The sequence below is a fragment of the Burkholderia sp. BCC1208 genome (genome assembly GCF_902833095.1).
Taxonomy (GTDB): Bacteria; Pseudomonadota; Gammaproteobacteria; order Burkholderiales; family Burkholderiaceae; genus Burkholderia.
In genome coordinates this window covers 75,024-101,224 of record NZ_CADFDY010000003.1, presented here as the reverse complement: position 1 = coordinate 101,224, position 26,201 = coordinate 75,024, and the positions used below count along the sequence as shown (strand labels likewise).

20 protein-coding genes are annotated in these 26,201 nt (G+C 66.8%); 9 read left to right on the top strand and 11 right to left on the bottom strand.

Translation table 11 applies throughout. The features are described from left to right. Position 1: 1 nt before the first annotated feature. Both HWX09_RS08135 and HWX09_RS08130 read right to left on the bottom strand, forming a co-directional pair. Entirely contained in the window at positions 2-1,498 is a 1,497-nt protein-coding gene (locus HWX09_RS08135; protein ID WP_027786649.1) for an aldehyde dehydrogenase family protein, read from the bottom strand. 21 nt (positions 1,499-1,519) lie between these two features. Continuing rightward, positions 1,520-2,413 (bottom strand): MBL fold metallo-hydrolase, encoded by an 894-nt coding sequence (locus HWX09_RS08130; RefSeq protein ID WP_027786650.1) that lies wholly within the window; start codon positions 2,411-2,413, stop codon positions 1,520-1,522. A 333-nt stretch (positions 2,414-2,746) separates the two neighbouring features. Here HWX09_RS08130 and HWX09_RS08125 point away from each other — a divergent pair, with 333 nt between their 5' ends. Continuing rightward, complete coding sequence (locus HWX09_RS08125) at positions 2,747-4,402, top strand: methyl-accepting chemotaxis protein (RefSeq protein WP_080681427.1); 1,656 nt, start codon at positions 2,747-2,749, stop codon at positions 4,400-4,402. 84 nt (positions 4,403-4,486) lie between these two features. Then, on the top strand, positions 4,487-5,266 hold the full coding sequence (locus tag HWX09_RS08120; RefSeq protein ID WP_027786651.1) for an enoyl-CoA hydratase/isomerase family protein: 780 nt from the start codon (positions 4,487-4,489) through the stop codon (positions 5,264-5,266). Positions 5,267-5,296: 30 nt separating this feature from the next. On the opposite strand, the gene HWX09_RS08115 is transcribed toward HWX09_RS08120, so the two are convergent. From HWX09_RS08115 to HWX09_RS08090, 6 genes are all read right to left on the bottom strand, one after another. After that, positions 5,297-6,292 (bottom strand): LysR family transcriptional regulator, encoded by a 996-nt coding sequence (locus HWX09_RS08115; protein ID WP_034185532.1) that lies wholly within the window; start codon positions 6,290-6,292, stop codon positions 5,297-5,299. 234 nt (positions 6,293-6,526) lie between these two features. Then, the gene (locus HWX09_RS08110; RefSeq protein ID WP_027786652.1) at positions 6,527-7,708 is read right to left on the bottom strand and encodes a CoA transferase; all 1,182 of its coding nucleotides are present in this window, start codon (positions 7,706-7,708) and stop codon (positions 6,527-6,529) included. Positions 7,709-7,726: 18 nt separating this feature from the next. After that, positions 7,727-9,682, bottom strand: a complete 1,956-nt coding sequence (locus tag HWX09_RS08105; RefSeq protein ID WP_027786653.1) for an AMP-binding protein — start codon at positions 9,680-9,682, stop codon at positions 7,727-7,729. Between the two features lie 12 nt (positions 9,683-9,694). Continuing rightward, complete coding sequence (locus HWX09_RS08100; RefSeq protein WP_027786654.1) at positions 9,695-10,900, bottom strand: acetyl-CoA C-acetyltransferase; 1,206 nt, start codon at positions 10,898-10,900, stop codon at positions 9,695-9,697. A 91-nt stretch (positions 10,901-10,991) separates the two neighbouring features. Continuing rightward, on the bottom strand, positions 10,992-11,741 hold the full coding sequence (fabG, locus tag HWX09_RS08095; protein ID WP_027785805.1) for a 3-oxoacyl-ACP reductase FabG: 750 nt from the start codon (positions 11,739-11,741) through the stop codon (positions 10,992-10,994). A gap of 24 nt (positions 11,742-11,765) precedes the next feature. Then, positions 11,766-12,641, bottom strand: coding sequence for a MaoC/PaaZ C-terminal domain-containing protein (locus tag HWX09_RS08090; RefSeq protein WP_027785806.1), 876 nt, complete (start codon positions 12,639-12,641; stop codon positions 11,766-11,768). A 242-nt stretch (positions 12,642-12,883) separates the two neighbouring features. Here HWX09_RS08090 and HWX09_RS08085 point away from each other — a divergent pair, with 242 nt between their 5' ends. From HWX09_RS08085 to HWX09_RS08060, 6 genes are all read left to right on the top strand, one after another. After that, the gene (locus tag HWX09_RS08085) at positions 12,884-14,035 is read left to right on the top strand and encodes an acyl-CoA dehydrogenase family protein (protein ID WP_027785807.1); all 1,152 of its coding nucleotides are present in this window, start codon (positions 12,884-12,886) and stop codon (positions 14,033-14,035) included. A gap of 712 nt (positions 14,036-14,747) precedes the next feature. After that, a complete protein-coding gene (locus tag HWX09_RS08080; RefSeq protein WP_027785808.1) occupies positions 14,748-18,266 on the top strand; it encodes a pyruvate carboxylase in 3,519 nt (1,172 codons plus the stop codon). Between the two features lie 483 nt (positions 18,267-18,749). Then, a complete protein-coding gene (locus tag HWX09_RS08075; RefSeq protein ID WP_063831215.1) occupies positions 18,750-19,502 on the top strand; it encodes a helix-turn-helix domain-containing protein in 753 nt (250 codons plus the stop codon). 7 nt (positions 19,503-19,509) lie between these two features. Next, the gene (locus tag HWX09_RS08070; RefSeq protein WP_027785810.1) at positions 19,510-20,298 is read left to right on the top strand and encodes an IclR family transcriptional regulator; all 789 of its coding nucleotides are present in this window, start codon (positions 19,510-19,512) and stop codon (positions 20,296-20,298) included. 90 nt (positions 20,299-20,388) lie between these two features. Beyond that, on the top strand, positions 20,389-21,102 hold the full coding sequence (locus HWX09_RS08065) for a nitroreductase (RefSeq protein ID WP_051421416.1): 714 nt from the start codon (positions 20,389-20,391) through the stop codon (positions 21,100-21,102). A gap of 117 nt (positions 21,103-21,219) precedes the next feature. Then, a complete protein-coding gene (locus HWX09_RS08060; RefSeq protein WP_027785812.1) occupies positions 21,220-21,633 on the top strand; it encodes an SgcJ/EcaC family oxidoreductase in 414 nt (137 codons plus the stop codon). Positions 21,634-21,711: 78 nt separating this feature from the next. On the opposite strand, the gene HWX09_RS08055 is transcribed toward HWX09_RS08060, so the two are convergent. Further along, positions 21,712-22,551 carry an alpha/beta hydrolase gene (locus HWX09_RS08055; protein ID WP_051421417.1) on the bottom strand — a complete coding sequence of 280 codons (840 nt, stop codon included), beginning with the start codon at positions 22,549-22,551 and terminating at the stop codon, positions 21,712-21,714. Between the two features lie 630 nt (positions 22,552-23,181). On the opposite strand from HWX09_RS08055, the gene HWX09_RS08050 reads away from it, so the two are divergent. Continuing rightward, entirely contained in the window at positions 23,182-23,817 is a 636-nt protein-coding gene (locus HWX09_RS08050) for a TetR/AcrR family transcriptional regulator (protein WP_051421418.1), read from the top strand. Positions 23,818-23,856: 39 nt separating this feature from the next. Here HWX09_RS08050 and HWX09_RS08045 read toward each other — a convergent pair whose 3' ends face one another. Then, complete coding sequence (locus tag HWX09_RS08045; protein ID WP_063831217.1) at positions 23,857-24,756, bottom strand: alpha/beta hydrolase; 900 nt, start codon at positions 24,754-24,756, stop codon at positions 23,857-23,859. Positions 24,757-25,023: 267 nt separating this feature from the next. Then, positions 25,024-26,133, bottom strand: a complete 1,110-nt coding sequence (locus tag HWX09_RS08040; RefSeq protein WP_051421420.1) for a porin — start codon at positions 26,131-26,133, stop codon at positions 25,024-25,026. Between the last annotated feature and the right edge of the window lie 68 nt (positions 26,134-26,201).

Below are 26,201 nucleotides of genomic sequence, written 5' to 3'. Positions count from 1 at the left end.
GTCAGGCATCCAGATTGAAATTGATGGTCTTCAGTTCGGTGAACGCCTCGATCGTCGACCAGCCGCCTTCGCGGCCGACGCCCGAGCGCTTGATGCCGCCGAACGGCGCGTTCGGAATGCTGGCGAAGCCGTTGACGCCGATCGCGCCGCTCTTGACCGCGCGAGCGACGCGAAAGGCACGGCTGACGTCCGTCGTATATACGCAGCCGGCCAGGCCGTATTCGCTGCCGTTCGCGATGCGTATCGCTTCTTCTTCCGTATCGAAAGGAATCACAGACAGCACGGGGCCGAAGATTTCCTCTTGCGCAATCCGCATGTCGTTGCGCACGTTTGCAAAGAGCGCCGGCTCTACCCAGTTGCCGATGCCGAGCGCGCCGCCCGGCACACCGCCGCCCGCCAGCAGCGTCGCGCCTTGCGCACGGCCGGTTTCGACGTATTCGAGCACGCGCGACTGGTGACGCCGGGAGATCATCGGCGCGGACGTGGTGATGGCGTCGAACGGATCGCCGAACCGCACCTTCGCGAGTTGCGCCTGCGCGTGATGCAGAAACTCGTCCATGATTGACCGATGCACGATCGCGCGCGACGGCGTGGTGCAGACCTGCCCCGACAGGAAGGTGGAACACAGCCCCATGAGCGCCTGCGCCGTGGCCGGCACGCTGCGCGTGTCGGGAAAGACCAGCGCCGCACTCTTGCCGCCGAGTTCCAGCGACAGGCGCTTCATAGTCGGCGCGCTCGCTACCGTAATGCGTTCGCCGACGAGCGGGCTGCCGGTGAATGTCACCTTGTCGATCCCGGGATGGGACGTGAGCGCGGTGCCCGTTTCGGTGGCGCCGGTCACGAGGTTGAAGACGCCGGGCGGCAGATCGCTGTCGGCCAGGATCTGCGCGAGCCGGCTCACGGCGAGGTTGGTGAGTTCCGACGGCTTCACGACGACGGTACAGCCGCAGGCCAGCGCCGGCGCCACCTTCATCGCGAACGTCATCACGGGGCCGTTGTACGGCAGGATCGCCGCGACGACGCCGACCGGGTCGCGAAACGTCATGTACTGCATGTTCGACGCGGCGGAGAAGATCGGCAGCGTGTCGCCGTTGATCTTGTCGATCCAGCCGAGGAAATGGTCGAAGATGTCGGCGGCGGCTTTTGCCGACACGCGCGAGTTGCGGCTGAACGTGTACGGAATGCCGTTGTCGAGCGTCTGCAATCGGGCGATTTCGTCCTCGGCCGCATAGAGCCGCTCGACGATGGGTTGCAGCAGGCGCTTGCGTTCCTGCGCGCGCATGCGCGGCCACGGGCCTTCGTCGAACGCCTTGCGTGCCGCTGCCACCGCGAGCGCGACACCGCGCGTGCCGGCCTCGGCGAAGCTCGTCATGACTTCGTTCGTGCAGGGATTGATCTGGTCGAAACGCGCATCGGGCCAGTCGAGCCATTGGCCGTCGATGAACAGGCGGCCGGGGTTGACGTTCAGCGCATCGAGCCGGGAAACGAGACTGAGCATGGATTCGTGCAAGTAAGGGGTTTACTTCGGTACGCCGGTGAACACGTAGTTGCCGTCGGCGTCCTGGCTGACCAGCCCGAACGACGGCGAGCAGAAATGCGTGCAGGTAAACAGCGTGGCGCTTCCACCGAGGCGCGACAGCAGCGTATGCCGCGTGGTCGCCGATTGCGCGTGGTCGTAGTCCAGCACCAGCGCCATCTCGGGCCGCGCGATCTGGACCGGGTGATGCATCGCGTCGCCGGCGATGATGAACCGCTCGGTACCCGCATCGATCGCGACGGCGATATGACCGATCGTGTGCCCAGGCGTGGCGAACACCGAGATGCCGTCGCCGAGATCGGTATCGCGATCGATGAAGTTCGCGAGCCCCGCGTCGACGACGGGCTGCACCGATTCGTGAAACGAAATGTTCTGCGCGTCGTACATCGCGTCGTTCGCGTCGCCCTGTTGCGCGAACGCGTATTCCGCCTTGCCGAAGTGGTAATTCGCGTTGGGAAAGGTGGGCAGCCAGCGGCCGTCCTGCTTGTATGTGTTCCAGCCGACATGATCGAAATGCAGGTGCGTGCACAGCACGTCGGTCACGGCCTGGCGATCGATGCCGGCCTGCTTGAGCGTAGCCAGGAAGTCGAGCCGCAGATCGGCGAACGCGTCGAAACCGGCGATGTTCTTGTCGTTGCCGACGCAGGTGTCGATCACCAGGATGCGCTGGCCGATCCGCACGATGAAGCACTGGCTGACGGCACGCATGCGGTGTGCTTCGTCCACGTAGGGCGGCTTCATCCACGGAATCGACTTCATCACGTCGGGCGTGGCCTCGGGCAGCAGTGCGCCGAGAATCCCGCTGATGTCCATCTCGACGATCTGCACGACTTCCGCATGGCCGATCCGCGAGCGAATGGTATGCAGCAACGGCATGGTGATTGTCCTCGGAGTGGGTTGCACGACGGAGCACGCTGAACCGCACGCCGGCAGCGTGGCTGCGCGCCGGTCGATCGCCCATTCAACCATGTCACACGCCGTTTCCGCGGTTTTTCCGACGCGTTGTTTCTTCCTTCGAAAGTGCAAGCCGTGATGCCGCGCGACACGCGCGCTTCCAACCCACGGAACAACGTGCGCGCCGTATTGCGGATCACCGCGCGACGGGCCTTTAATGCAGGGCAACCGCGACGCAAACCCATGCGCTGCACGAGACGTTCAAGCGTGCCCGATCGAGCTGCATAGCCATAACAACGAGGAGATGCCACCACAATGAAATTGTCATTCAAGCAGCGGCTCGGCTTGCCGTTGGTTCTGAGCCTGTTCTGTCTGATTCTGCTGTCGGTCACGGACGCGTACCGGAATCGCGAGATGCGTCTCGAGGAGCGCAAGTCCGATCTTGTGCATGCCGTCCAGATCGCACTTGCCACGGCCGAGTTCTATGCGAAGCGGGTCGATGCGGGCGAGCTGAGCGCCGAACAAGCGCAACGGCTGGCGATGGACGTGATTCGCGGCATCCGTTACGGCGAAGCGGGTAGCGGTTATTTCTCGATTGTGAACTCGAAGGGCGTGGTGTTGATGTACCCGTTCGATGCATCGATCCAGAACAAGCCGTTGAGCGAACTGAATCCGAAGACTGCTGCCATCGTCAAGCAGCAGGTCGAACTGGCCGCGCGAGCCGGCAGCGGGTTCCAGCGCTTCGACTATCCGAAGGAAACGCCCGGGGTGACGACCGACGCTGCGCGAATCGCGTATGTCGATACGTACCGTCCATGGGACTGGATCATCAATACGAGTCTGTTCGTCGACGACATCGACAGCGCGTTTCAGGCAAGCCTGCTGCAAAGCTTCGGCCTCTTTGCGCTGATCGCGCTGGTGATGAGCGGCATCGTCGTGGTGCTCAATCGCGGCATCGCCCGCACCATAGGCGGCGAGCCTGCCGATGCGGTCGAGATTGCCGGGAGAATCGCGGCCAACGATTTCACGGCCGTCATCGCGACCGCGCCGAACGATTGCGGTAGCCTGCTCTATTCGATGAAACGGATGCAGGCGAATCTGTCCGGCGCCATCGACGGCATCAAGGCGAGCGCGGATTCGATTGCATCGGCGGCCGCGCAGATCTCGGCCGGCGATCTCGATCTGTCGCGCCGCACCGAGATGCAGGCTGCTTCGCTGCAGGAGACTGCGGCGAGCATGGCGGAACTCTCGTCGCGAGTCGGCCAGAACACCGACAACGTTCGGCAGGCGCTGGAAGTCGCCGTGCAGGCCGTGCAGTCGGCCGAGCGTTGCAACGGCGTGGTCTCGCAGGTCGTCGAGGCGATGGGCAGTATCGATGCGAGTTCCGGCAGGATCGCCGAAATTGTCGGCATCATCGAAAGCATCGCGTTCCAGACCAACATCCTCGCGCTCAACGCCGCCGTCGAAGCGGCGCGTGCAGGCGAGCAGGGGCGCGGTTTCGCCGTCGTCGCGTCGGAGGTGCGTTCGCTCGCTCAGCGTTCGTCGTCGGCATCGAAGGAAATTCGGGAATTGATACACGAATCCGTCGGACGCGTCAGGGGCGGCGTGGAGCTCGTGAACGCCGCGGGCACGTCGATGGCCGAGATCATGCACGCGATCTCGCGTGTGACGGCCTTGATGGAAGAAGTCGCAGCGGCCTCGGCGGAGCAGGGGCACGGCATCGATCAGGTCAACCAGGCCGTGTCGGAGATGGACCGGGCGACGCAGCATAATGCCGCGTATGTCGAGGAAGTCGCCGCCGCGGCGCAGTCGCTCGACGATCAGAGCAAGCAACTCGTCGCGATGATTTCGAATTTCGTCGTGCGCGAGGCCGACACGTCGCCGATGCCGGAAGTACTGCATACACCATACGATGGGGCACCCGCGATCGCGCGACGTCCGGTGCCTGCGAGCGAGTCCTATGCGATGTAACGGTGGACGCGATGTCGCGATCGTGCAAAACGATCGCGCGGCGCCGGTCGACGCAATTCGGCTCGCCCGAACCCTGGGGACAAGATGACGAACACGTTGCTGACAGATGACTCGACGCCTGGCATCCGCGTCGTCACGCTGAATCGCCCCGAGCGGATGAATGCGCTCGACGGCGCGACGCTCGCGGCGTTGAACGACGCCGTGCGCACGGCAGGCGATCCGGGCCGCGATATCCGCGTGATCGTGATTCGCGGTAGCGGCCGCGCGTTCTGCGCGGGCAACGACCTGAAGTGGCTCGCGAGCGGCGTGCTCGCCGATCCGGCCGCGCATATGCGGCATCAAGACCTGATGCAGGACACGTTCGCGTTGATAGAGGCGTCGCGGCAGATCGTGATCGCGTCGGTCAACGGTTATGCAGTCGCAGGCGGGTTCGAGCTGGCGCTGGCGTCCGACATCGTGATCGTCGACGAAAACGCGGAGCTGGGCGACGCACATCTGCAGCGCAATCTGCTGCCGAGCGGCGGCGGCTCGCAGCGGCTGCCGCGCAAGATCGGGCTGCCGCGCGCGATGTACTACCTCATCACGGGCCGACGCATGACGGGCCGCGAGGCTGAGCGGATCGGGCTCGCGGCGCTCGCGGTCAGCGGTGACGCCCTCGACGCCGAGACGATGGCGCTCGCGCGCGAGATCGCGCGAACCGACGCCGATGCGCTCGCGGCGATGAAACAGATGACGCGCCGCGCGCTGGAGATGCCGCTCAACGACGGGCTGTCGATGGAGCGGTGGATGCAATACCGTTACCGGACCGAATCGCCGTCGCTGGTGGCGTCGGTGCACGCTTTCGCGCAGGGCGAGCGCCGTTGAGCGGCGGCCGGCCGCGCGGGACGCACGCGCTCAGGGACGTTTCGCGCGCCGCTTGCGCGGCGGCGCTGACGCGACGGAAGCGGCAGGCGCGGCCGTTCGCGTGGCCGCGTCCGCTGTGAGCTGTTCGCGTTTCTCGACGAGGAAATCCATCAGCGCGCGCACCTTCGCCGGCATCTGCTCGCGCGACGGCGTGTACAGGTAGTAACCGGGAAACGGCTTGCACCACGGCGCGAGCACACGCACCAGCGTGCCGGCATCGAGATGCTCGCGCAGCGCGATGTCCTGGTGCTGGATCAGGCCGATGCCTTGCAGTGCCGCGCGTATCATCCCGTCGTCGTCGTTCGTGATCGTGGTGCCTTGCGGCTCGACCTCGAACGCATGCCCTTCGATCTCGGGCGACGTGAATTCCCAGCGATAGATCGCGCCGCTCGTCGTATGGCGATAGCAGAGGCAGTTGTGCCGGATCAGATCGGCGGGCGTCGCCGGCGTGCCGTGACGCGCGAAGTAGTCGGGCGAGCCGGCTACGACCATCTCGAGCATCGGCGTGATCGGCACGGCCACCATGTGCTCGGCCAGGCTCTCGCCGAGCCGGATGCCCGCGTCGTAACCGTGGGCGATGATATTCGACAGCCCGTCGTCCATCACGAGCTCCACGCGCAGCAACGGATAGCGCGCCATGAATTCGCCCAGGTGCGGTTCGAGCAGCTTGCGCGCGGCCACGCGCGACGTGTTGATGCGCAGCAGCCCGGACGGGGCGTGGCGGACTTCGTGCAGGTTGCGGATCGCCGCTTCGATCGAGTCGAAAGCGGGGCGCAACGTGTCGTACAGCCGTTGGCCGTCTTCAGTCAGCGACATGTCGCGCGTGGTGCGGTACAGCAGCTTCACGTTCAACTGCCGCTCGAGCGCTTTCAGGTTCTGCGAAAGCGCGGCGCGCGACACGCCCATTTCCGCGGCGGCCTTGGTGAAGCTCAGATGGTGCGCGATGTGCACGAACCAGACGAGGGAAGGGAGCTGGGACGGATCCATGATGCGATTGTCAAGTGTGACTGACGAATATAGTTGAAATTCGATGGGCGGGTAAGCGGCGAAATGCCGATATCGGCCGGCGCGCGGGAACCGGGAAACGGGCGCGAAGAGGGGGAAGCGCCGGCGCGTGCGCGCCGGGCGGCCGCGCAGGCCGCGAACTGGCTTGCGTGCAGCGAGTCGGCACCGATCCGCGCGCACCGGGCAGCGGTGCGCGCGACGATGCAGTCGATCCGGTCAGACGATCTTGCGCGATCGCAGCTCGGCCACTGTCCGTGCGTCGAAGCCGATGCCGGCGAGGATTTCGTCGGTGTGTTCGCCGGTCAGCGGAGGCCGCGTATGGATTTCAGGCGGCGTGCGCGACAGCGAAACCGGCGTCGCGAAGATCGGCACCGGTTTCGGCGCGCCAGGATAGTCCATCCAGCGAATCACGTCGGCGGCCTTGATGGTTTCGTCCTCGAGCGCCTGGCGCGGCGAATTGACCGGACTGGCCGGGATCCGCGCCGCCTCGAGCGCGGCCAGCGCGTCGGCGAGCGTCTTGTCGGCGCACCATTCGCTCATGATGTCGCTGAGGAACGCGCCGTTCTCGCCGCGCAGCGTATCGTTGGCGAAGCGCGGATCGTCGAGCAGTTCAGGCCGCCCCACGAGCTGCGTCCAGCGCTTGAACATCGGTCGGCCGATGACCTGCGTGATGAACCAGCCGTCCGTGGCCTTGAAGATGTCGGACGGCGCATAGCCGGACGCGCGGTTCAGCGTGGCCTGACGATCGAGGCCGAGCAGCGCTTCCTCGATCAGTGCGCCGCTGGCCATGTTCAGGCCCGTACACAGCAGCGACGCGCTGACTTCCTGGCCCATGCCGCTGCGCTGGCGTTCGTAGAGCGCCAGCACCACGCCGAGCGCGCAGGAAAACGCCGTCGCGAAGTCGACCACCGGCACCATCGCCTTTTGCGGCCGGTCGGGCGTGCCGGCCATATACACGGCGCCGCTGAGCGCCTGGCCGACGCCGTCGAAGCCGACCCGATCGCGCACGGCTTCGCTGTTGCCGAACGCATTGGACGCGACGAGAATGACGTCGGGCTTGATCGCGCGCAAGCTCTCGTAGTCGAGTCCGAGATGCTGCAGCGTGCGAGGCGGCATGTTCGCGATCACCACGTCGGCATCGACGACCAGCCGGCGCACGATCTCGCGCCCTTCCGGGCTGTCGAGATCGAGCGTCATCGAGCGCTTGTTGCGGTTGACCTGCAGAAACAGCGCGCCCTCGCCGTGTTCGGTCACGGGCACGATGAAGCGATCCTCGCCGCCGCCGACGCGGTCGATGCGGATCACGTCCGCGCCGTAGTCGGCGAGCAGCGCCGAGCAGAACGGCCCGGCGATGAAGCGTCCGAAATCGAGGACCTTGATGCCTTCGAGTACTTTCATGTTTCGTTTGCGGTAGGGTCAGGCGGAGGTCGCGGCCGTGCGCACTTCGTCGAGCGCACCGGGATTGTCGAGCGACGACAGATCGCCCGGCGGCTGCCCGCAGTACACGCTGCGGATCACGCGCCGCATGATCTTAGAGCTGCGCGTCTTCGGCAGTTGCGCGACCACGTGCACGCGGCCGGGCCGGAACGGGCGGCCCAGGCGCTTGTCGACGTGGCCCGACACGAGCGCCTCCAGATCGGCGCCGGCGATCGCGGCGTCGGGCTTCGGCACGACGAACACGACGAGCTTCTGCCCCTTGTCCGCATCGGCCACGCCGATCGCAGCCGCCTCCGCCACGTCCGGCAGCTCCAGCACGACTTCCTCGACCTCGGCGGGCCCGAGGCGCTTGCCGGCGACCTTCAGCGTGTCGTCGGAGCGGCCCATCATGAAGTAGTTGCCGTCGCGCGTGCGCAGCGCCAGGTCGCCGTGCACCCAGATGCCCGGAATGGTGTGCCAGTAGGTTTCCAGATAGCGTTCGTCGTCGCGCCAGAACGACTGCGTCATGCCGACGAACGGCGCGCGGATCGCCAGCTCGCCGACCTCGCCGGTCACGCTGACGCCGTCGGCATTCACCACGTCGGCGGCCACGCCGGGCGATACGGTATTGAAGCCGCTCGGCGGAATCGGCCGGATCGGTACGCTCGCGAGCAGCGCGCCCGACGCCTCGGTGCCGCCGGTGTAGTTGATGACAGGTGCAGTGCCGTCGCCGAAGCGCTGCAGGAACCAGTTGAAATGTTCGGGTGCGATGCCTTCGCCGGCCGTGATCAGCAAGCGCACGGTCGAGCGGTCGCCCGCGAGCGCCAGCCCTTCGTGGCTGGCCATGCCGCGGATCAGCGTCGGCGCCGAGCCGAAGTGCGTGACGCGGTGACGTTCCACCACGCGCGACATGCGCGACCAGTCGGGGTAGTCCGGCGCGCCGTCGTAGCACACCAGCGTCGAGCCGCGCAGCAGCGCGCAACCGAGTACCAGCGTGCCGGCGATCCAGCCCATGTCGGCGGGCCAGCAGTAGACGTCGCCGGGATGCACGTCGAAATGTACGAGCGAATCGTGAGCGATCTTGATCGGGAAGCTGCCGTGCGTATGGACCACGCCCTTCGGCTTGCCGGTGGTGCCCGACGTATAGATCACCATGAACGGCGTGTCGGGCGTGACCGACACCGGCTCGATTGCGTGGTCCGCCGCGGCGCGAGCCGTTTCCTGCCAGTCGAGGTCGCGCGCGTCCTGCGCGGTGTCGCCTTCGCCGCGCTTCCAGATCACGTGTTCGAGCAGCGGCAACTGGCGCCACGCATCGCGCAACGCGCCCTGGACGTCCACGCGCTTGGTGCGGCGCGAGAAGCCGGTCGACGCGATCACGATGCGCGCTTCCGCAGCCGACAGGCGCGCGACGATCGCATCGACGCCGAAGCCGCTGAACAGCGGCACGACGAGCGCACCGAGATGCACGATCGCGAGCAGCGAGACGGTCGCCTCGATGCCGTTCTCCATCAGCAGGCCGATGCGGTCGCCCTGTTTGACGCCGCGCTGCGCGAGCCCCGCCGCAAAATCGCGCACGCGCCGTTCGAGTTCCGCATAGGTCAGCTCGCTCACGCTGCCGTCCTCGCGCTCGGCCACCACGGCCTTCTGTTGCGCGGTGGCGGGGTGGCGCGCCCAGCCGTAGATGGTGTTGACCCAGTTGAGCTTGCCGCCGGGGAACCACCTCGGAAACTGCGGGCCGCGCGACAGGTCGACGTAGCCCGTAGGCGGCACGTCCCACGCGATCGCGCATTCGCGCATCACGGTCTGCCAGTAGCGCTCGGGCTCGTCGATCGACACGCGCATCAGTTCTTCATACGACGGCACGCCGAGCGCGCGCATCAGCGTCACGATGCCGGCGTTCTGCAACTCGCGCTGGCCGGGTTGCCACGCGCGGGCGGATTCATGGTCAGTCATGATCGGTCTCCTTGCTCAGGCGCGCTCGACGATCATCGCGATGCCCTGACCGCCGCCGATGCACATCGTTTCGAGGCCGTAGCGGACCTTGCGGCGCTGCATCTCGTGCAGCAGCGTGCTCATGATGCGCACGCCCGTCGCGCCCACTGGGTGACCGAGCGAGATGCCGGAGCCGTTCACGTTGAGCTTGTCCTCGAGCGCGTCCATCGAGCTGCCCCAGCCCTTGACGCAGGCGAGCGCCTGGCACGCGAACGCTTCGTTGAGCTCGATCAGGTCCATCTGGTCGAAGCGCAGGCCCGTGCGTGCCAGCACCTTCTGCACGGCAGGCACGGGACCGATACCCATGCGCGCCGGATCGCAGCCCGCAGCGGCCCAGCCGACCAGCCAGCCGAGCGGCGTGAGGCCGAGTTCGTCGAGCTTGTCCTCGGCGACGATCAGGCAGGCGGCGGCCGCGTCGTTCTGCTGACACGCGTTGCCGGCCGTGACGACGCCGTCCTTCATGATGGTGCGCAGTTTGGCGAGGCTCTCGGGCGTCGTGTCGCCGCGCACGCCTTCGTCCTGCGCGACGATCAGCGCGTCGCCCTTGCGCTGCGGCACCGACACGGGAACGATCTCGGCGTCGAAATGGCCGGCCTGCTGCGCGGCCGCGGCGCGCCGGTGGCTGCGCGCGGCGAACCGGTCGGACGCTTCGCGCGTGATGTCGTATTCGCGCGCCAGCGTCTCGGCCGTCTCGATCATGCCGCTGATGCGGCCGAAGCGGCTTTCCGGCTGCGAGCGCTCGCGGCCGCGGTCGAGCCGGTCGTGCATCGTGACCGAACCGGCACGCTTGCCCCAGCGCATGTCGGTCGTATAGAACTCGACGTTGCTCATGCTTTCGACGCCGCCGGCCATCACCACGTCGGCCGCGCCTGTCTGCACCATCATCGCCGCGGTGGCTAGCGCCTGCACACCGCCGCCGCAGCGCCGGTCCAGCTGCATGCCGGCCACTTCGATCGGGAAGCCCGCTTGCAGCGCGACCCAGCGCCCCGTACACGGCGTCTCGCCGCTCGCATAGCTTTGCGCGAACACGACGTCGTCGAGGCGCGCCGGGTCGAGCCCGGTACGCTCGACGATGGCGCGCGCGACGGTGGCGCCGAGTTCCTCGACGGGAACGCCCTTCAACGTTCCGCCGAACGCGCCCACCGGGGTGCGCAGCGGAGAGACGATGGCTGCTCGTTTCATTTGGAATGCCTTTGAATGTCGTCAATAATCGGCCACCGTCGCGCGCGTGTCACGCGCCGGCGGCCTGGGTTGTTGCGCTGCCGCCGCCGGATCAGCCGTAGCGTCCGCCGGTCACGTGCAGCACTTCGCCGCTGATGAAGCCGGCACGCTCGCTGGCGAGGAACGCCACCGCGTCGGCGATGTCGTCCGGGCGCCCGACGCGCTTGATCGGCTGCGCGGCCACCGCACGCTCCTTGATCGTTTCGTAGGTCGGCAGCGCCTGCACCATTTCCGTTTCCATGAAGCCCGGCGCGACGCAGTTCGCGGTGATCCCGTAGCGGCCTTCCTCCATCGATAGCGCCTTGGCCATGCCGATCAGGCCGGCCTTGGCGGCGGAGTAGTTGGCCTGCGTCGGGTTGCCGAGGTACGCGCGCGAGCTGATGTTGATGAGCCGGCCCCAGCCCTGCTCGATGAAGTGCGGCATGACCGCTTTCGCGGCCAGGAACGCGCCCTTGAGCATGACGTTCATCACGAAGTCCCAGTCGTCCTCGCTCATCTTCACGAGGTACTTGTCGCGCGGCGCGCCGGCGTTGTTCACGAGGATGTGCACACCGCCGAAATGCGCGACCGTTTCATCGACGAGGCGCTGCACGTCGGCCGCGCACGTGATGTCGCCGACGATGCAGTGCGCGGCGAGCCCTTCGTCCTGCAGCGCTCGGGTGGTGGCTTGTGCCAGCTCGGCATTGATGTCGGTAACGACGACGCTCGCGCCTTCCTGCGCGAGCCGGCGCGCGGTGGCGGCGCCGAGGCCGCGCGCCGAGCCGGTGACGATGGCGACCTTGCCGGTCAAACCCAGATCCATGACTGTCTCCTGAAGAATTGCGTATCAGCGCAGGTCGACCCGCGCGTTGGTCAAAACCACCACGTTGCGCTCCACGGCCGTGACGCGCAGTGAAACCGTGTCGCCGCGCACCCACATCTCGGTACGCAGCGTGTCGCCGGGCCAGGCTGGCGCGGTGAAGCGCACGCGCATGCCCGCGAAGCGCGTGTCGTCGTAGGCCAGTACCGTGCGCAGCACCGCGTGCGCGGCCACGCCCATCAGCGCCATGCCGTGCAGGATGGGGCGCGCGAAACCGGCCGCGGCGGCCACCGCCGGGTCGGCATGCAACGGATTCAGGTCGCCGCTCAGGCGGTAGATCAGCGCCAGTTGCGCGGGCGTGGTCAGCTCGCAGACGTGATCGGGCTCGCCGTCGGGCATCGCATGCGGCACCGGCAGCGGCGTGGTGCTGCCGCCGTCGCCGAAGCCGCCGTCGCCGCGCAACAGGCTCAGTTGCACGACGGTCGCCAGCAGGTGGCCCGTGTCGGCATTGGCGATCTCGCGCGTCTGCTGCAGGAACGCGCCCTTGTTTTCGCCCTTGTCCCACAGCCCGGTGATGCGCGTCGTGCCCGTGACGCGGCCGCTGGCCGGCAATGGCGCGTGAATCCGGATTTCCTGTTCCGCATGCAGGATCTTTTGCCAGGTGATGCCGGTGTCCGGCTCGCGTGCCCAGAAACCGGGATAGGCGAGCACGTTCGCCATGGTCGGCAGCGCGCGCAGCGACGTGCCGGCGCGGCCTTCGTAGACGTAACGCAGTTGCCCCGCGTCGAGCGGATCGGCGCCGAGGCCCACGCCGAGTGCGTAGAGCTGCGTATCGCGCAGCGAGTACGCATGCTCGATGGGCGGGAACGGACGGGACAGCAGATGATCGGGCTGGAGCGGCATGGCAAACGTGACGGCAGTGGATTCGAGTGCTCACGATGGAGCCGCGTGGTTGTCGGGTCAACGGATCGGCGCAGATTGTTCCGTACCTTGGCAGGCGTCCGGGCCGCGGTGCGCGCCGGCCCAATGTCGGCCGTGCCGGCGCCGTTTCATTCTTCGGAACGTTTTTGGCCGTGCAATTGTTTCGGGCCGGCCGCCGGCGCAGCATCTCGTCGTCTTTCTCATCTTTTTTCAGGCCCACCGACATGATTCGCGATCAAGAAACGCTCAACGGCCTGCTCGACTCCATCGCCCGGTTCGTGCGCGAGCGGCTCGTGCCCAACGAGGAACTCGTGGCCGAAACCGACGAGATTTCCGACGACATCGTCGCCGACATGAGGGCGCTGGGCCTGTTCGGCCTCACGATTCCGGAGCGCTTCGGCGGTCTGGAACTGACGATGGAGGAGGAGGTGCTGGCGGTGTTCGAGCTGTGCCAGGCTTCTCCGGTCTTCCGCTCGCTGTTGGGCACGACCGTGGGCATTGGCTCGCAAGGGATCCTGTTCGACGGCACGCCCGAACAACAGGAGAAGTACCTGCCGCGCCTCGCGACCGGCGAGCTGATTGCGTCCTTCGCGCTGACCGAACCGGAAGCCGGCTCCGACGCGGCGTCGCTGCGCACCACCGCGATCCGCGACGGCGACGACTACGTCGTGAACGGCACCAAGCGCTTCATCACGAACGCGCCGCATGCAGGCATCTTCACGTTGATGGCGCGCACCAACCCGGAAGACAAGGGCGCGGGCGGCATTTCGGCGTTCATCGTCGATGCGAAGTCGCCCGGCATCAGCTTCGGCAAGCGCGACAAGAAGATGGGACAGAAAGGCGCCCATACCTGCGACGTGATTTTCGACAACGTGCGCGTGCCGGCCGCGAACCTGATCGGCGGCAAGGAAGGGCAAGGTTTCAAGACGGCGATGAAGGTGCTCGACAAGGGGCGTATCCATATCGCGGCCGTCTGCGTGGCTGTGGCTGAGCGGATGCTGTCGATGGCGTTGTCGTACGCGATGGAGCGCAAGCAGTTCGGCAAGCCCATCGCCGATTTCCAGCTCGTGCAGGCGATGCTGGCCGACAGCAAGGCCGAGATCTATGCGGCGCGCTGCATGGTGCTGGACGCCGCGCGCCGGCGCGACGACAAGCTGCCAGTCAGCACCGAGGCATCGTGCGCGAAGCTGTTCGCGTCCGAGATGTGCGGCCGCGTGGCCGATCGCGCGGTGCAGATTTTCGGCGGTGCCGGCTACATGGCCGAATATGCAATCGAGCGTTTCTATCGCGACGTGCGCCTGTTCCGGATCTATGAAGGCACGACCCAGATCCAGCAGATCGTGATTGCCCGCAACATGATTCGCGACGCGCAATAAGGCGCGGTGTGCGCCGTCGCAATTTCAAAATCAGAACTCGATTTCAGAATTGAACGAATTTTGAAACCGCCTTTGAACGATCTCCACGCGCGTCGGGGCCGTGCGGTCGAGATCCGATGTGGCCTGCTTTTTGCATGATTGAACCTCGACGCATGGGGCGCCCGCCGGCCACGCAGGTATCTCCGCGAGCCAGACGGGCCGGGCCGAAGAGCGACAAGCTTCTATACACGCAAGGTGATGCAATGACTGGCTATCAAAAGCGAAATGGCTACCGCAAGACGATGCGCGCAGGCTCGGGCTCGAGGGAGCGGGGGAACGCCTTCGAACAACGACGGCGCAGCCCGGCGACCGGCCCCGCGATGTGAACTGGGCGTGGGCGAGATCCGGTGCGGGTTACGACTGGATGGACCACGCGCCGCTTTTCGAGCACCGCGACTGAAATCGTGGCGGCCCGCGTCGTGGCGCGGGCCCCCGTGTCCCGATCGACGACCGACCGGCCGGTCTCCTGTTGGTCTGCCCGGTTGGTCGGCTGGATGCTGTTCGTCGTCGCGTCGTCGATAGCGGCTATCGGGCGATATGACGACGATGTCGACTGGCGAAAGCCGGGACGAAAGCAACGCCGCGTGACCGACGCGACGATCCGTCGCCGCCCCGTGAATCAGGCAGGCGGTGGATGGCGCGTCGGCGCACCTCATTCAACCCTTCACAATCCATGGCTGCCGTGACGCCTACCCCCATCCAGTCCATCCTGATCGCGAACCGCTCGGAGATCTCGATTCGCGTGATGCGCGCCGCCGCCGAGCTAAACATGCGCACCGTGGCGGTGTATTCGAAGGAAGACCGCCTCGCGCTGCATCGCTTCAAGGCGGATGAAAGCTACCTGATCGGCGAAGACAAGAAGCCGCTCGCCGCGTATCTCGATATCGACGACATCCTGCGCGTCGCGCGCCAGGCCAAGGTCGATGCGATCCATCCCGGCTATGGCTTCCTGTCGGAGAACCCCGATTTCGCGCAGGCCGTGATCGACGCGGGCATCCGCTGGATCGGCCCGTCCCCCGACGTGATGCGCACGCTCGGCAACAAGGTCGCCGCGCGCAATGCGGCGATGGCGGCCGGCGTGCCGGTGATGCCCGCCACCGCGCCGCTGCCGGACGATCTCGACGCATGCAAGGCGCTGGCTGCGGAGGTTGGCTATCCGCTGATGCTGAAGGCCAGCTGGGGCGGCGGCGGGCGCGGCATGCGCGTGCTGGAAAACGCACAGGATCTCGAGACGCTGCTGCCGGTCGCGCGGCGCGAAGCGCTGGCCGCGTTCGGCAACGACGAGGTGTACGTCGAGAAGCTCGTGCGCAATGCACGGCACGTCGAAGTGCAGGTGCTCGGCGATATGCACGGCACGGTCGTTCATCTGCACGAGCGCGATTGCACGGTGCAGCGCCGCAACCAGAAGGTCGTCGAACGCGCGCCGGCGCCGTATCTCGATCGCGAAGGTCGTCATGCGCTCTGCGAAGCGGCGCTGCGGCTGATGCGCGCGGTCGGCTATACGCATGCGGGCACCGTCGAATTCCTGATGGATGCCGACACGAGCCGGTTCTATTTCATCGAGGTGAACCCGCGCATCCAGGTCGAGCATACGGTGACCGAAATGATCACCGGGATCGACATCGTGAAGGCGCAAATCCGCATTACGGAGGGCGGCCGGATCGGGCTTGCCGAAGACGTCGTGAACGGCGCCGGAACGCTCGCCGAGCGCGCGGCCGGCGTGCCGGCGCAGCAGGACATCCCGCTGAACGGCCATGCGCTGCAATGCCGGATCACGACCGAGGATCCGGAGAACGACTTTCTGCCCGACTACGGCCGGCTCACCGCCTACCGCAGCGCGGCGGGCTTTGGCGTGCGGCTCGACGCGGGCACCGCGTACGGCGGCGCGGTGATCACGCCGTACTACGATTCGCTGCTCGTCAAGGTCACGACGTGGGCGCCGACCGCAGCCGAATCGATTCATCGGATGGATCGCGCGCTGCGCGAATTCCGCATTCGCGGCGTCACGTCGAACCTGCAGTTTCTCGAGAACGTGATCAATCATCCGGCGTTCGTCGCCGGCGACGTGACGACGCGCTTCATCGACAGGACGCCGGAACTGCTCGCGTTCGCGAAGCGCGGCGACCGCGCAACGAAGCTGCTGCGCTATCTCGGCGAGCTGAACGTGAACGGCAACGCGGAGATGAACGGCCGCACGCTGCCGGCGCTGCCGTTGCCGAAACCGGTGCTGCCGAAGGTCGACACGGCGGTGGCGATTCCAGCCGGCACGCGCGATCGCCTGCGCGAGCTCGGCCCGGAAAAATTTGCGCAATGGATGCTCGAGCGCAGGCAAGTGCTGCTGACCGACACGACGATGCGCGACGCGCACCAGTCGCTGTTCGCGACGCGCATGCGTACGGCCGACATGCTGCCGATCGCGCCGTTCTACGCGCGCGAGCTGTCGCAACTGTTCTCGCTGGAATGCTGGGGCGGCGCAACCTTCGACGTCGCGCTGCGCTTCCTGAAGGAAGACCCGTGGGAGCGCCTCGCGCAACTGCGCGAGTGCGTGCCGAACATCCTGTTCCAGATGCTGCTGCGCGGCTCGAACGCGGTCGGCTACACGAACTACGCGGACAACGTCGTGCGCTTCTTCGTGCAGCAGGCCGCGAGCGCGGGTGTCGACGTGTTCCGCGTATTCGACTCGCTGAACTGGGTGCGCAACATGCGCGTGGCGATCGATGCGGTCGGCGAAAGCGGGATGCTGTGCGAAGGCGCGATCTGCTACACCGGCGACCTGTTCGACACGTCGCGCTCGAAATACGACCTCAAGTACTACATCGGCATCGCGCGCGAGTTGCAGCAGGCCGGCGTGCACGTGCTCGGCATCAAGGACATGGCCGGCATCTGCCGTCCGCAGGCGGCCGCCACGCTCGTGAAGGCGCTCAAGGAAGAAACCGGGCTGCCGGTGCATTTCCATACGCACGACACGAGCGGGATTGCCGCGGCGTCCGTGCTCGCGGCGATCGGCGCGGGTTGCGATGCGGTGGACGGCGCGCTCGACGCGATGAGCGGCCTCACGTCGCAGCCGAACCTGTCGAGCATCGCGGCGGCGCTCGCGGGCAGCGAACGCGACCCGGGGTTCGATGCCGATCGCCTGCACGAAGCGTCGATGTACTGGGAAGGCGTGCGCCGCTATTACGCGCCGTTCGAATCGGAGATTCGCGCGGGCACCGCCGACGTCTATCGTCACGAGATGCCGGGCGGCCAGTACACGAACCTGCGCGAGCAGGCACGCTCGCTCGGCATCGACCATCGCTGGACCGAGGTGTCGCGCGCATACGCGGACGTGAACCGGCTGTTCGGCGACATCGTGAAAGTCACGCCGACGTCGAAGGTGGTCGGCGACATGGCGCTGATGATGGTCGCGAACGACCTGAGCGTGGACGACGTGCGCAACCAGAACAAGGACATCGCATTCCCGGAGTCGGTCGTGTCGCTGTTCAAGGGCGAGCTCGGTTTTCCGCCGGACGGCTTCCCGGTGGAGCTGTCGCGCAAGGTGCTGAAGAGCCAACCGCCGGCGCCGTATCGCCCTGGCGACCAGCTTCCGCCAGTCGATCTCGACGCGGTGCGCGTGCAGGCCGAGGCAGCCTGCGAGCAGCCGCTCGACGACCGGCAATTGGCGTCGTACCTGATGTATCCGAAGCAGACGGTCGACTACTACGCGCACGTGCGCGCGTACAGCGACACGTCGGTGGTGCCGACGCCGGCGTTCCTGTACGGCCTGCAGCCGCAGGAGGAGGTGGCGATCGAGATCTCGCCGGGCAAGACGCTGCTCGTGTCGCTGCAAGGGCAGCACGCCGATGCGCAGGACGGCATCGTAAAGGTTCAGTTCGAACTGAACGGTCAGCCGCGCTCGGCGCTCGTCGAGCAGAAGACGGTCGTGCAGGCCGGCAAGGAGCGGCACGGGCTGCAGCGCGCCGATCCGGGCAACCCGCTGCACGTGGCCGCGCCGATGCCGGGGTCGGTGGTGACGGTGGCCGTACAGCCGGGCCAGCGCGTGATGGCCGGCACGACGCTGATCGCGCTCGAGGCGATGAAGATGGAAACCCACATCGCGGCCGAGCGCGACTGCGAGATCGCGGCCGTGCATGTGAAGCCCGGCGAGCGCGTCGCCGCGAAGGATCTCCTGATCGAGCTGAAGGGCGACGCGTAACGCGGGCGGTGGCGGCCCGGCGCGGCGGGCGGCGGACCGCCGCCGCGCCGCGTCTTCGTGCCATTCCCGGATTCGTCTAACGTTCCGTACTTTGATCCGTCGCGCCGCGCTTGTTCCGTCTCGAATTTGGCGGAAAACCACGAAGAGGAACTGCCGGCGGCCGATTTCGAGGCCACTTATGTTTTCAGAGTACGGAACATATTGGAACTACAATTGACGCGTTTACCGGTTGGCTTCTCTAATGAAGCCATCGGACGGTCGCGTGCCGCGCGCGCCGCCACGCTGCGTGGCGGACCGCGTTGACCGACCGGTACACGCAAGTTCACGGCCGCTTCCAGAGCCAGATCGAGACAAACGGAGCAATCGATGTCGCCGCAGTCGAACCGGGCAGCGCTGCCCCTGTCAGGACAGGAAAACGCGGGTTGGCACGATGGGCCGACCGGAGACAGAGAGCGTCCGGAAGGCAGCCCCGCGTCCGGCGCGATGGTCGTTCCGCTCGCGCGCAGCCTGGCAATCCTCGCCGCGTTTTCGCCGCACGAGCCGTGGCTCGGCAATCAGGAACTCGTGATCGAGACGGGCATCCCCGCACCGACGGTGTCGCGGATGGCTCGCTCGCTCGTCGCGCTCGGCTATCTTCACTATTCGCCGCAGCGCCGCAAGTATCGGCTGGCGGCGCCCGTGCTGTCGCTCGGCTATGCCGCGATCGCGCATTCGAACGTGCAATTGCTGGCGCGGCTCGAGATGCAGGCCTTCGCGAACGCGAACGAAACCTACGTGATGCTCGGCACGCGCGACCGCCTCGACGTGATCGTGCTGGAGACGTGTGCGGGCAAGCCGGCCTCGGTCGACCTCAAGCTGTATGCGGGCACGCGGCTGCGCATCGCCTCGTCGCCGATGGGCTGGGCCTTGCTGGCCGCGCTGCCGGAACTCGAGCGCTTCTACCTGCTCGGCAATATCGAACGCAAGACCGGCCGCGACTGGCCGAGCCTGCGCCGCCGCATCAGCGAAGGCATTTCACAGGTACACAACGTCGGCTACTGCATGTCGCTCGGCGAATGGGAACCGGACCTGACGATCCTCGCGGTGCCTCTGGTGGTGCAGGATCACACGCCGCTCGTGCTGGCCTGTATCGGGCGCAGCGCGCGGCTCGGGCGCGCGCGGGTTGAACGGGAACTCGGGCCGAGGCTGGTGGCCGCGGCCCAGCACCTGCAGGAGCAGGCGGTCGTGACCGACTGACATGCCGATGAACAGAACCGACAAGCAACATGGCGTCACGCTGACCGTCGAGCGCGGGCTCGAGGTGCTGCATGCGTTTCGCGCGGCGCGTGCGCCGCTGTCCAACGCGGAACTCGTGCGGCGCACCGGTCTGCCGAAGGCCACGGTATCGCGGCTGACCACGACGCTGATCTCGATCGGCTATCTGCGCCGGGTGGGCGGCGGGCGGCAGTTCGAACTCAGTGCCGGCGCGTTGAGCATCGGCCACGCGTATCTGGAAGCCAATGCCGTCACGCGCCTCGTCGCGCCCGTGATGCAGAAGCTCGCCGACAAGCTGAACCTGTCGGTCGCGCTCGCGGTCCCGCATCGGCTCGACATGGTGTATATCGCGTGGCGCGCAAGCGCGCGGATCGCGACGCTGCGGCTCGGCGTCGGTTCGCTGCTGCCGATGGCGACGACCGCGGTCGGGCGCGCCTACCTGTATGGGCTGCCGGAGGCGATGCGCGCGCCCCTGATCACTCAGCTGCTCGATGCGGCGGGCGACGATGCGGAGACCGTGCGCGAGAACCTCGATGCGGCATTCGAGGATCTGCGGCAGTCGGGCGTATGCATGTCGGTCGGCGAGTATCAGCGCAACGCGTACGGCATTGCGTTGCCGATCGTGGTTGGCCGCACGCAAACGCTGATGGCGCTGAATTGCGGGGCCGTGGAACTGGAGCCGGACATGGCGGCGATCCGCGAGCGTGTGACGCCCGAACTGAAGGCGGCGGCCAAGACGCTGTCCTTCATCCTGAACGACGTCGACTGCGAGCCTTGATGATCGGATTCAGTGTGTTCGGGTCGCTGGTCGATCTAACTAATGATAGTTTCAATCGAAATGCAAGCTACCGCTAACCGGAGACGTGGGATGCAGGCGCAACGAGACGGCAAGGATGCAGGCGACCGGTCGGCAGCCGATGTGGAAACGCTCGAACGCATTGCCGCCGAGCGGTACACGTGCCGTGCCTATTTGCCGGACGCGGTGCCGACCGACGTGATCGAGCGCATCGTCGAGATCGCGAAACGCGCGGCGTCGTGGTGCAACGTGCAGCCGTGGCATGCGATCGTCACGTCGCGCGACACGACCGAGCGTTTCCGCGCGGCGCTCGTCGCCCATGCGGCGCAGCATCCCGGCATCGACGCAGACATGCCGTTTCCGGACGAATATCGCGGCGTGTACGGCGAGCGTCGGCGGGAAGTCGGCTATGCGCTCTATGCGGCGCTCGGCATCGCGCGCGACGACCGCCCGGCGCGCGAGCGGCAGGTTGCCGAGAACTTCCGGCTGTTCGGCGCGCCGCATGTCGCGCTGCTGACGATCCCGGCCGAGCTGGGGCCGTACGCGGCGCTCGATTGCGGCGCGTTCGTCGCGTCGTTTCTGCTGGCGGCGCGCGCGCACGGCGTCGCAACGACCGCACAGGCGGCGCTCGCTCATCACGCGCGGTTCATTCGCCGCTATTTCGGCATCGGCGACGAGCGCCGGTTCGTCTGCGGCATCGCGTTCGGTTATGCGGACATGACGCATTCGGCCAACGCGTTCCGCTCGACGCGCGCCGCCATCGCGGACGTAATGCAGCTGGTTTGACGCATGCCGTTCCCATCGATTCGCGGCGTGCCAACGCATGGCGCCAGCGAACGGCCAGATCGACGAATCCGGCCGGCAGCCACGCGTGCCGGCGCCCAAAAACAGGAGAACAACACGATGACTGGAACGAACCATACGCCCGGCCCGGCGCTGGCCGTCGTGCAGGCCGCATGGAACGCGGCTGCGCGCGACTGGAATGCCGACGCGTTGACCGGCGTCTACACGACCGATGCGCTGTTCTTCGGCGGCCGGCCCGGTCACGCGGCCGGGCACGATGCGATTCGCGCGTACTTCGCGTCGTACGAAGGCGTGATCAGGTCCGCCACGCTGGAACTGGTCGAGCAGCAGTTCATCCGGTTCGGCGACGACTGCTTTCTCGCGCAGGGCTACGGCGAATTCGCGTTCGTGCTCGGCGACGGCACGACGTCGCGCTCGCGTCTGCGCACGACGCTCGTGATCGCGGCGCAGCAGCACGAATGGAGGATACGCCAGCATCATTTCTCGGCTTCGCCGGACACGCCGCCGATCTGAGGGGGTGATTCGCACGCGAGGGCCTCGGGGCGCCCGTGCGCCGTGGCCCATACCGCGGACGCCCGCATACCGCGCGCCTTACGTCGTGCCGACGTGACGCGCGAGAAACTGCTCGGCGGCGCGGCCGAACACGTCGTTGCGGTCGCCGGCGACCATGTGTCCCGCCGCGGCGACGTTCACGTATTCGGCGTGCGGGCACAGTTCGAGAAACTCGCGCACGCCCGCTTCGCTGACCACGTCGGAACTGCCGCCGCGCACCAGCAGCGTGGGGAGCGCGAGGTTACGCGCGCACGCGGAGAAGCGGGCGTGACGGGCGGGCAGGTCGGTCGTTCCCGACAGAAAGCGCGGATCCCAATGCCAGTGATAGCGGCCGTCGTCGCCGAGCCGGACGTTCTTCGACAGGCCGGCATGATTACCCGAGTGTGAACGGTGCGAACGATAGCGCCCGATCGCATCGGCGACTTCGTCGAGCGAGCCGAATCCGTCGGGGTTCTGCTGCATGAAGGAACGGATGCGCGCGACGCCGGCCGGCTCCGTATACGGCACGATGTCGACCAGGATCAACGCACGCGCGTCGAGCTTGCGTTCGCCGATCGCGACGAGGCTCGTGCCGCCGCCGAGCGATGCGCCGATCAGCACCGGCGGGCGACGGGCGCCGAGCGCGTCGACGACGTGGCGCAGATCCCTGACGAATGCGTCCTGGCTGTAGTCGCCGTCGGCGCTCCAGTCCGAGTCGCCGTGTCCGCGCGCGTCGAAGGCCACCGCGAAATAGCCGGCGCTGCCGAGCAACGCGCCGGTGCCACCCCACGCATGACGCGTCTGGCCGCCGCCATGCAGCAGCACGACGAGCGGGGCGTCGGGATGCCCCCATGTGTCTCCGGCGAGCCGCACGCCGTCGGCGGTACGCCACAGATGCATGGGCTCGGGGGTGCCGGGAAGGCGGCGTCCCGGCCTCGTCGGAGTGCGCGCGATGGTTTGGCTGGATGGCGTCATGACGGATCGAGAGGGATTGAAGGGGCAGCGTGGATGCGGTCCGCGGTTCACCGCGCCTTCCAACTTCGCCGGTGCACGCACGCGTGTCAACGCGGGCGGCCGCGGCGTTCCGTACTGTGAGCGTGCCGGCCGATCGCGCGGTGGCGGTTCCGCGCGATCGGCTGCGCGACGTCGCGCGGCGAGCGAGAGATTCAGGCAAAGCCGCGGGAGGTGCGCCGCGCGCGACCGGCCGGCCGCCGCGGTTGCGGTTCGCTGGCTCACGCCATGAAAATACGCTACCCTGTCAAACATTAGTTTTGTGTCACATGGCGGCAGGCGATAGGATCAGGCATTACCCGGAAGACGCAGACATGCCGCCGGCCGCCGTCGCGCGCCGGAACGGCAACGGGACGGACAATCGCTTGCGCGGCGTGCTGCACGACGCCGCGTGGCCGGTGGCCCCGCATGCGGCATCCGGCGTGCTTCACTTCATCCAGATTCTTGATAACAGTGGACGGCTGATACACGAACGTGCGAAAGCGAAATGTAAATCCCAGCGCGGATACCCGGGAAACCTTGCTGCGGCTTGCCGCGCGCTCTTTTGCGACGCAGGGCTATGCCGCGACCACGATGCGCTCGATCGCGGACCAGGCCGGGATCGAGGCGGCCAGCATCTACTATCACTTCTCGTCGAAGGAAGAATTGGTCGACGTCGTGATGGAGCACGGCGCGGACAGCATCGTGCAGCACATCAACGAGCATTTCGACGCACTGCCGCCCGATGCGACGGCCGAGGCGCGCTTCAAGGCGGCGCTGCTCGGGCAGATGAGCGCGCTGATCAAGTTTGGCGACTACGCGCTCGCGCACGGCAGGCTGCTGACCCAACTGCCCGAGAAGGTGCGGGAGCGCCAGGTCAAGCGGCGCGAACGCCATCAGCAGCTGTGGACCGCAGTGTTCGACGGCTTGCGCGCCGAAGGCCTGCTGCGCGAGGACGTCGACATCGCGCTCTGCCGCGTGTTCGTGCTCGGCTGCATCAATTCCGTCCAGACCTGGTTCGACCCGAAGAAGGGTTCGCTGGACAAGGTCGCCGAACAGCTCAGCACGATGTTCTTCGAAGGCGTGAAGCCCGCGGCAGGCGCGAAGCGCGCGGCAGCCGCGAAGCCTGCCGCGAAAGCGAAGCGCAGCACCCGCAAGGGCGAACTGGCCGCGTGAGCGGGCCGGCGATTCGAGGCGACGTGCTCGTCGGCCCGCTCACGCGGCCGCGCGATTCCGCAGCACGTGGTCGCGCGGCATCCGGCGCTCGAGAAAGTCGAGCACGGTCTGGCCGAACAGGTCGTTGTGTTCGCCTGCACTCGTATGGCCGGCATCCCGGACGTCTGTATGCTCCGCATGGGGGCACAGGCTCAGGAACTCGCGTGCGCCCGTCTCGCTGACGATGTCGGAGTCTGCGCCGCGCACGAGCAACGTCGGCAGCCTCAGGCGACGCGCGCTGGCCGCAAAGCGCGCATGGCGGCGCGTCAGGTCGCGCGGCCACGCGAGAAAATGCGGATCCCAGTGCCAGTGATATTTCCCGTCGTCGTAGCGCAAGCTGCGCGCGAGGCTTTCCTCGCTGAGTGCTTGCGGCGGATGCGCGCGATCGTGGCGGATCGCGTCGGCCGCCTCGTCCAGCGAGCCGAAACCGTCCGGCCGCTGTCGCATGAACGACTGCAGGCGCAGCGCGCCCGCCGGTTCGACGAAGGGCGCGATGTTGACGAGCACGAGCGCCGCCGCGTCGACATAGCCTTCGCCCACCGCGAGCAGGCTCGTTCCTCCACCGAGCCCCGCGCCGACGAGGATCGGACGCCGGCCGTCGAACATCGCGACCACTCGTTCGAGGTCGCGGATCATCGCGCCCTGGCTGTAGTTGCAGGTTGGCGACCAGTCGGACTCGCCATGACCGCGCGCGTCGAACGCGACCGCGTAAAAACCCGCCGCGCCGAGCAAGCGGCCCATTCCGCTCGACGCATGCCGGGTCTGCCCGCTGCCGTGCAGCAGGATGACCGGCGTGCCGTCGGGGGCGCCCCATGACCGGCCGGCGAGCCGGAGCCCGTCGGCGCTCGTCCACGTATGCCGGATACCGGTCGGCCCGGCCGCATGCGTTTGCGTCGTCATTGCATTCTTCATGATTCGATTGCATTCGCGTGGCGGGGCCGCCCTTCGTCGAGCCGCAGCCCGGCGCCCGCGATCCGCGGTCCTTATCCACCGGCGTTCGGCGCAGCGATGCCGGCATGCCATCCGTGCCGAACAGGTCTGCGCACGGATTCGCATACGTTCGCCGCGGTTTGCAATCGCGTCAATCGCGGCGGCCGGAATGTTCCGTACTCCGGCCGGACGAGGGCGGCAACGCGTCGCTTGGCGCTCCCGTCGAAGATCGCCGCGCTAGAACCGCTTGTTGATCCCGACGATCGCGCCGACCGTCGTGCCCGACACGCCGTACAGCGCATTGTCGATCGACAGCCCGAATCGCTCGCGGCCGTGGTTGTTCACCGCGCCCACCTGCATATAGAGCGAGGTCGCCTTCGACAGGAAATAGCGCGTCGTCAGCGCGCCGAGCAGCGTGTGATTGTCCGAGTCGTGCGGGTCGCGGATGTACCACAGGCCGGCATTGATATCGAGCTGCGGCAGCGCGTAGTAGTCGAAGCCGACGTTCCAGACGTTGTTGGTGCCGCCGTTCACGACGCCGCCGGCCACCGTCGTCGGCACCTTGTAGCTGGTGAACGAACCCTTCACCGTGAGCCGGTCGAAGTGGTAGCCCACGCCGATCATGCGGCCGAAGAACGGCTGCTGGAAGGTCGTCAGCCCGGCGGAGCCGTGGCCTGAACTCGAGTCGTACATCGCGGCGTTCACGACGAGCCCGCGAAACTCGTAGCGCGCGCTGAGCGAGTACTGCTGCCCCGCACGATAGTCGCCCGGCACGCCGCCGAACGCATACATCGCACTGCCGGAAAACCCGGCGAACTTCGGGCTCGTATAGGTGATCGCATTCGGATTGAAGGTGCCCACGAACGTGTTGTCCGCATACACGGAGAACGCCGTGCCGAACTGGCCCGCGTTGCGCGGATCGGCCTCGTAGATCGCCAGCACGAACGGCGAATACTGCACGCCCGCCTTCAGCTCGCCGAAGTCGCCGTTGAGCGCCAGCCATGCCTGGCGGCCGAACAGATTGCCGTTGCTGTTGTCGAAGCCGCCGTTGACGACACTGACGCCGCTCTCGAGCCTGAAGGTCGCCTTCAACCCGCCGCCGAGGTCTTCCTGTCCGAACAGGCCGAAATTCGACGGCTCAAGTCCGCCGTTGATGAGGCTGAACTGCTTGCCGCGATTGGCGCTGGTTGCCGCATTGAGTGTCTTGCTGGTGAACAGCATCCCCACGTCGAGCGTGCCGTACAGCGTGACGCTGCTTTGCGCCCATGACCATGCGGGCAGCATCGCAATGCCAAGCGCGAATATCGTCTTCTTCGTGCCCAACCCTGATGATCGGTTTACATTCATTTCGAAATCCGAATTTAACGAAAGGTGAAGGAACGGTGCATATCGGGCCGCTGATGCCTTGCAGCAAT

Excerpts from the sequence above, each read along its gene's own strand:
- HWX09_RS08135 (WP_027786649.1), bottom strand. The coding sequence starts at position 1,498 with ATGCTCAGTCTCGTTTCCCGGCTCGATGCGCTGAACGTCAACCCCGGC.
- HWX09_RS08130 (WP_027786650.1), bottom strand. The coding sequence starts at position 2,413 with ATGCCGTTGCTGCATACCATTCGCTCGCGGATCGGCCATGCGGAAGTC.
- HWX09_RS08125 (WP_080681427.1), top strand. The coding sequence starts at position 2,747 with ATGAAATTGTCATTCAAGCAGCGGCTCGGCTTGCCGTTGGTTCTGAGC.
- HWX09_RS08120 (WP_027786651.1), top strand. The coding sequence starts at position 4,487 with ATGACGAACACGTTGCTGACAGATGACTCGACGCCTGGCATCCGCGTC.
- HWX09_RS08115 (WP_034185532.1), bottom strand. The coding sequence starts at position 6,292 with ATGGATCCGTCCCAGCTCCCTTCCCTCGTCTGGTTCGTGCACATCGCG.
- HWX09_RS08110 (WP_027786652.1), bottom strand. The coding sequence starts at position 7,708 with ATGAAAGTACTCGAAGGCATCAAGGTCCTCGATTTCGGACGCTTCATC.
- HWX09_RS08100 (WP_027786654.1), bottom strand. The coding sequence starts at position 10,900 with ATGAAACGAGCAGCCATCGTCTCTCCGCTGCGCACCCCGGTGGGCGCG.
- fabG (WP_027785805.1), bottom strand. The coding sequence starts at position 11,741 with ATGGATCTGGGTTTGACCGGCAAGGTCGCCATCGTCACCGGCTCGGCG.
- HWX09_RS08090 (WP_027785806.1), bottom strand. The coding sequence starts at position 12,641 with ATGCCGCTCCAGCCCGATCATCTGCTGTCCCGTCCGTTCCCGCCCATC.
- HWX09_RS08085 (WP_027785807.1), top strand. The coding sequence starts at position 12,884 with ATGATTCGCGATCAAGAAACGCTCAACGGCCTGCTCGACTCCATCGCC.
- HWX09_RS08080 (WP_027785808.1), top strand. The coding sequence starts at position 14,748 with ATGGCTGCCGTGACGCCTACCCCCATCCAGTCCATCCTGATCGCGAAC.
- HWX09_RS08075 (WP_063831215.1), top strand. The coding sequence starts at position 18,750 with ATGGTCGTTCCGCTCGCGCGCAGCCTGGCAATCCTCGCCGCGTTTTCG.
- HWX09_RS08070 (WP_027785810.1), top strand. The coding sequence starts at position 19,510 with ATGAACAGAACCGACAAGCAACATGGCGTCACGCTGACCGTCGAGCGC.
- HWX09_RS08065 (WP_051421416.1), top strand. The coding sequence starts at position 20,389 with ATGCAGGCGCAACGAGACGGCAAGGATGCAGGCGACCGGTCGGCAGCC.
- HWX09_RS08060 (WP_027785812.1), top strand. The coding sequence starts at position 21,220 with ATGACTGGAACGAACCATACGCCCGGCCCGGCGCTGGCCGTCGTGCAG.
- HWX09_RS08055 (WP_051421417.1), bottom strand. The coding sequence starts at position 22,551 with ATGCATCTGTGGCGTACCGCCGACGGCGTGCGGCTCGCCGGAGACACA.
- HWX09_RS08045 (WP_063831217.1), bottom strand. The coding sequence starts at position 24,756 with ATGACGACGCAAACGCATGCGGCCGGGCCGACCGGTATCCGGCATACG.
- HWX09_RS08040 (WP_051421420.1), bottom strand. The coding sequence starts at position 26,133 with ATGAATGTAAACCGATCATCAGGGTTGGGCACGAAGAAGACGATATTC.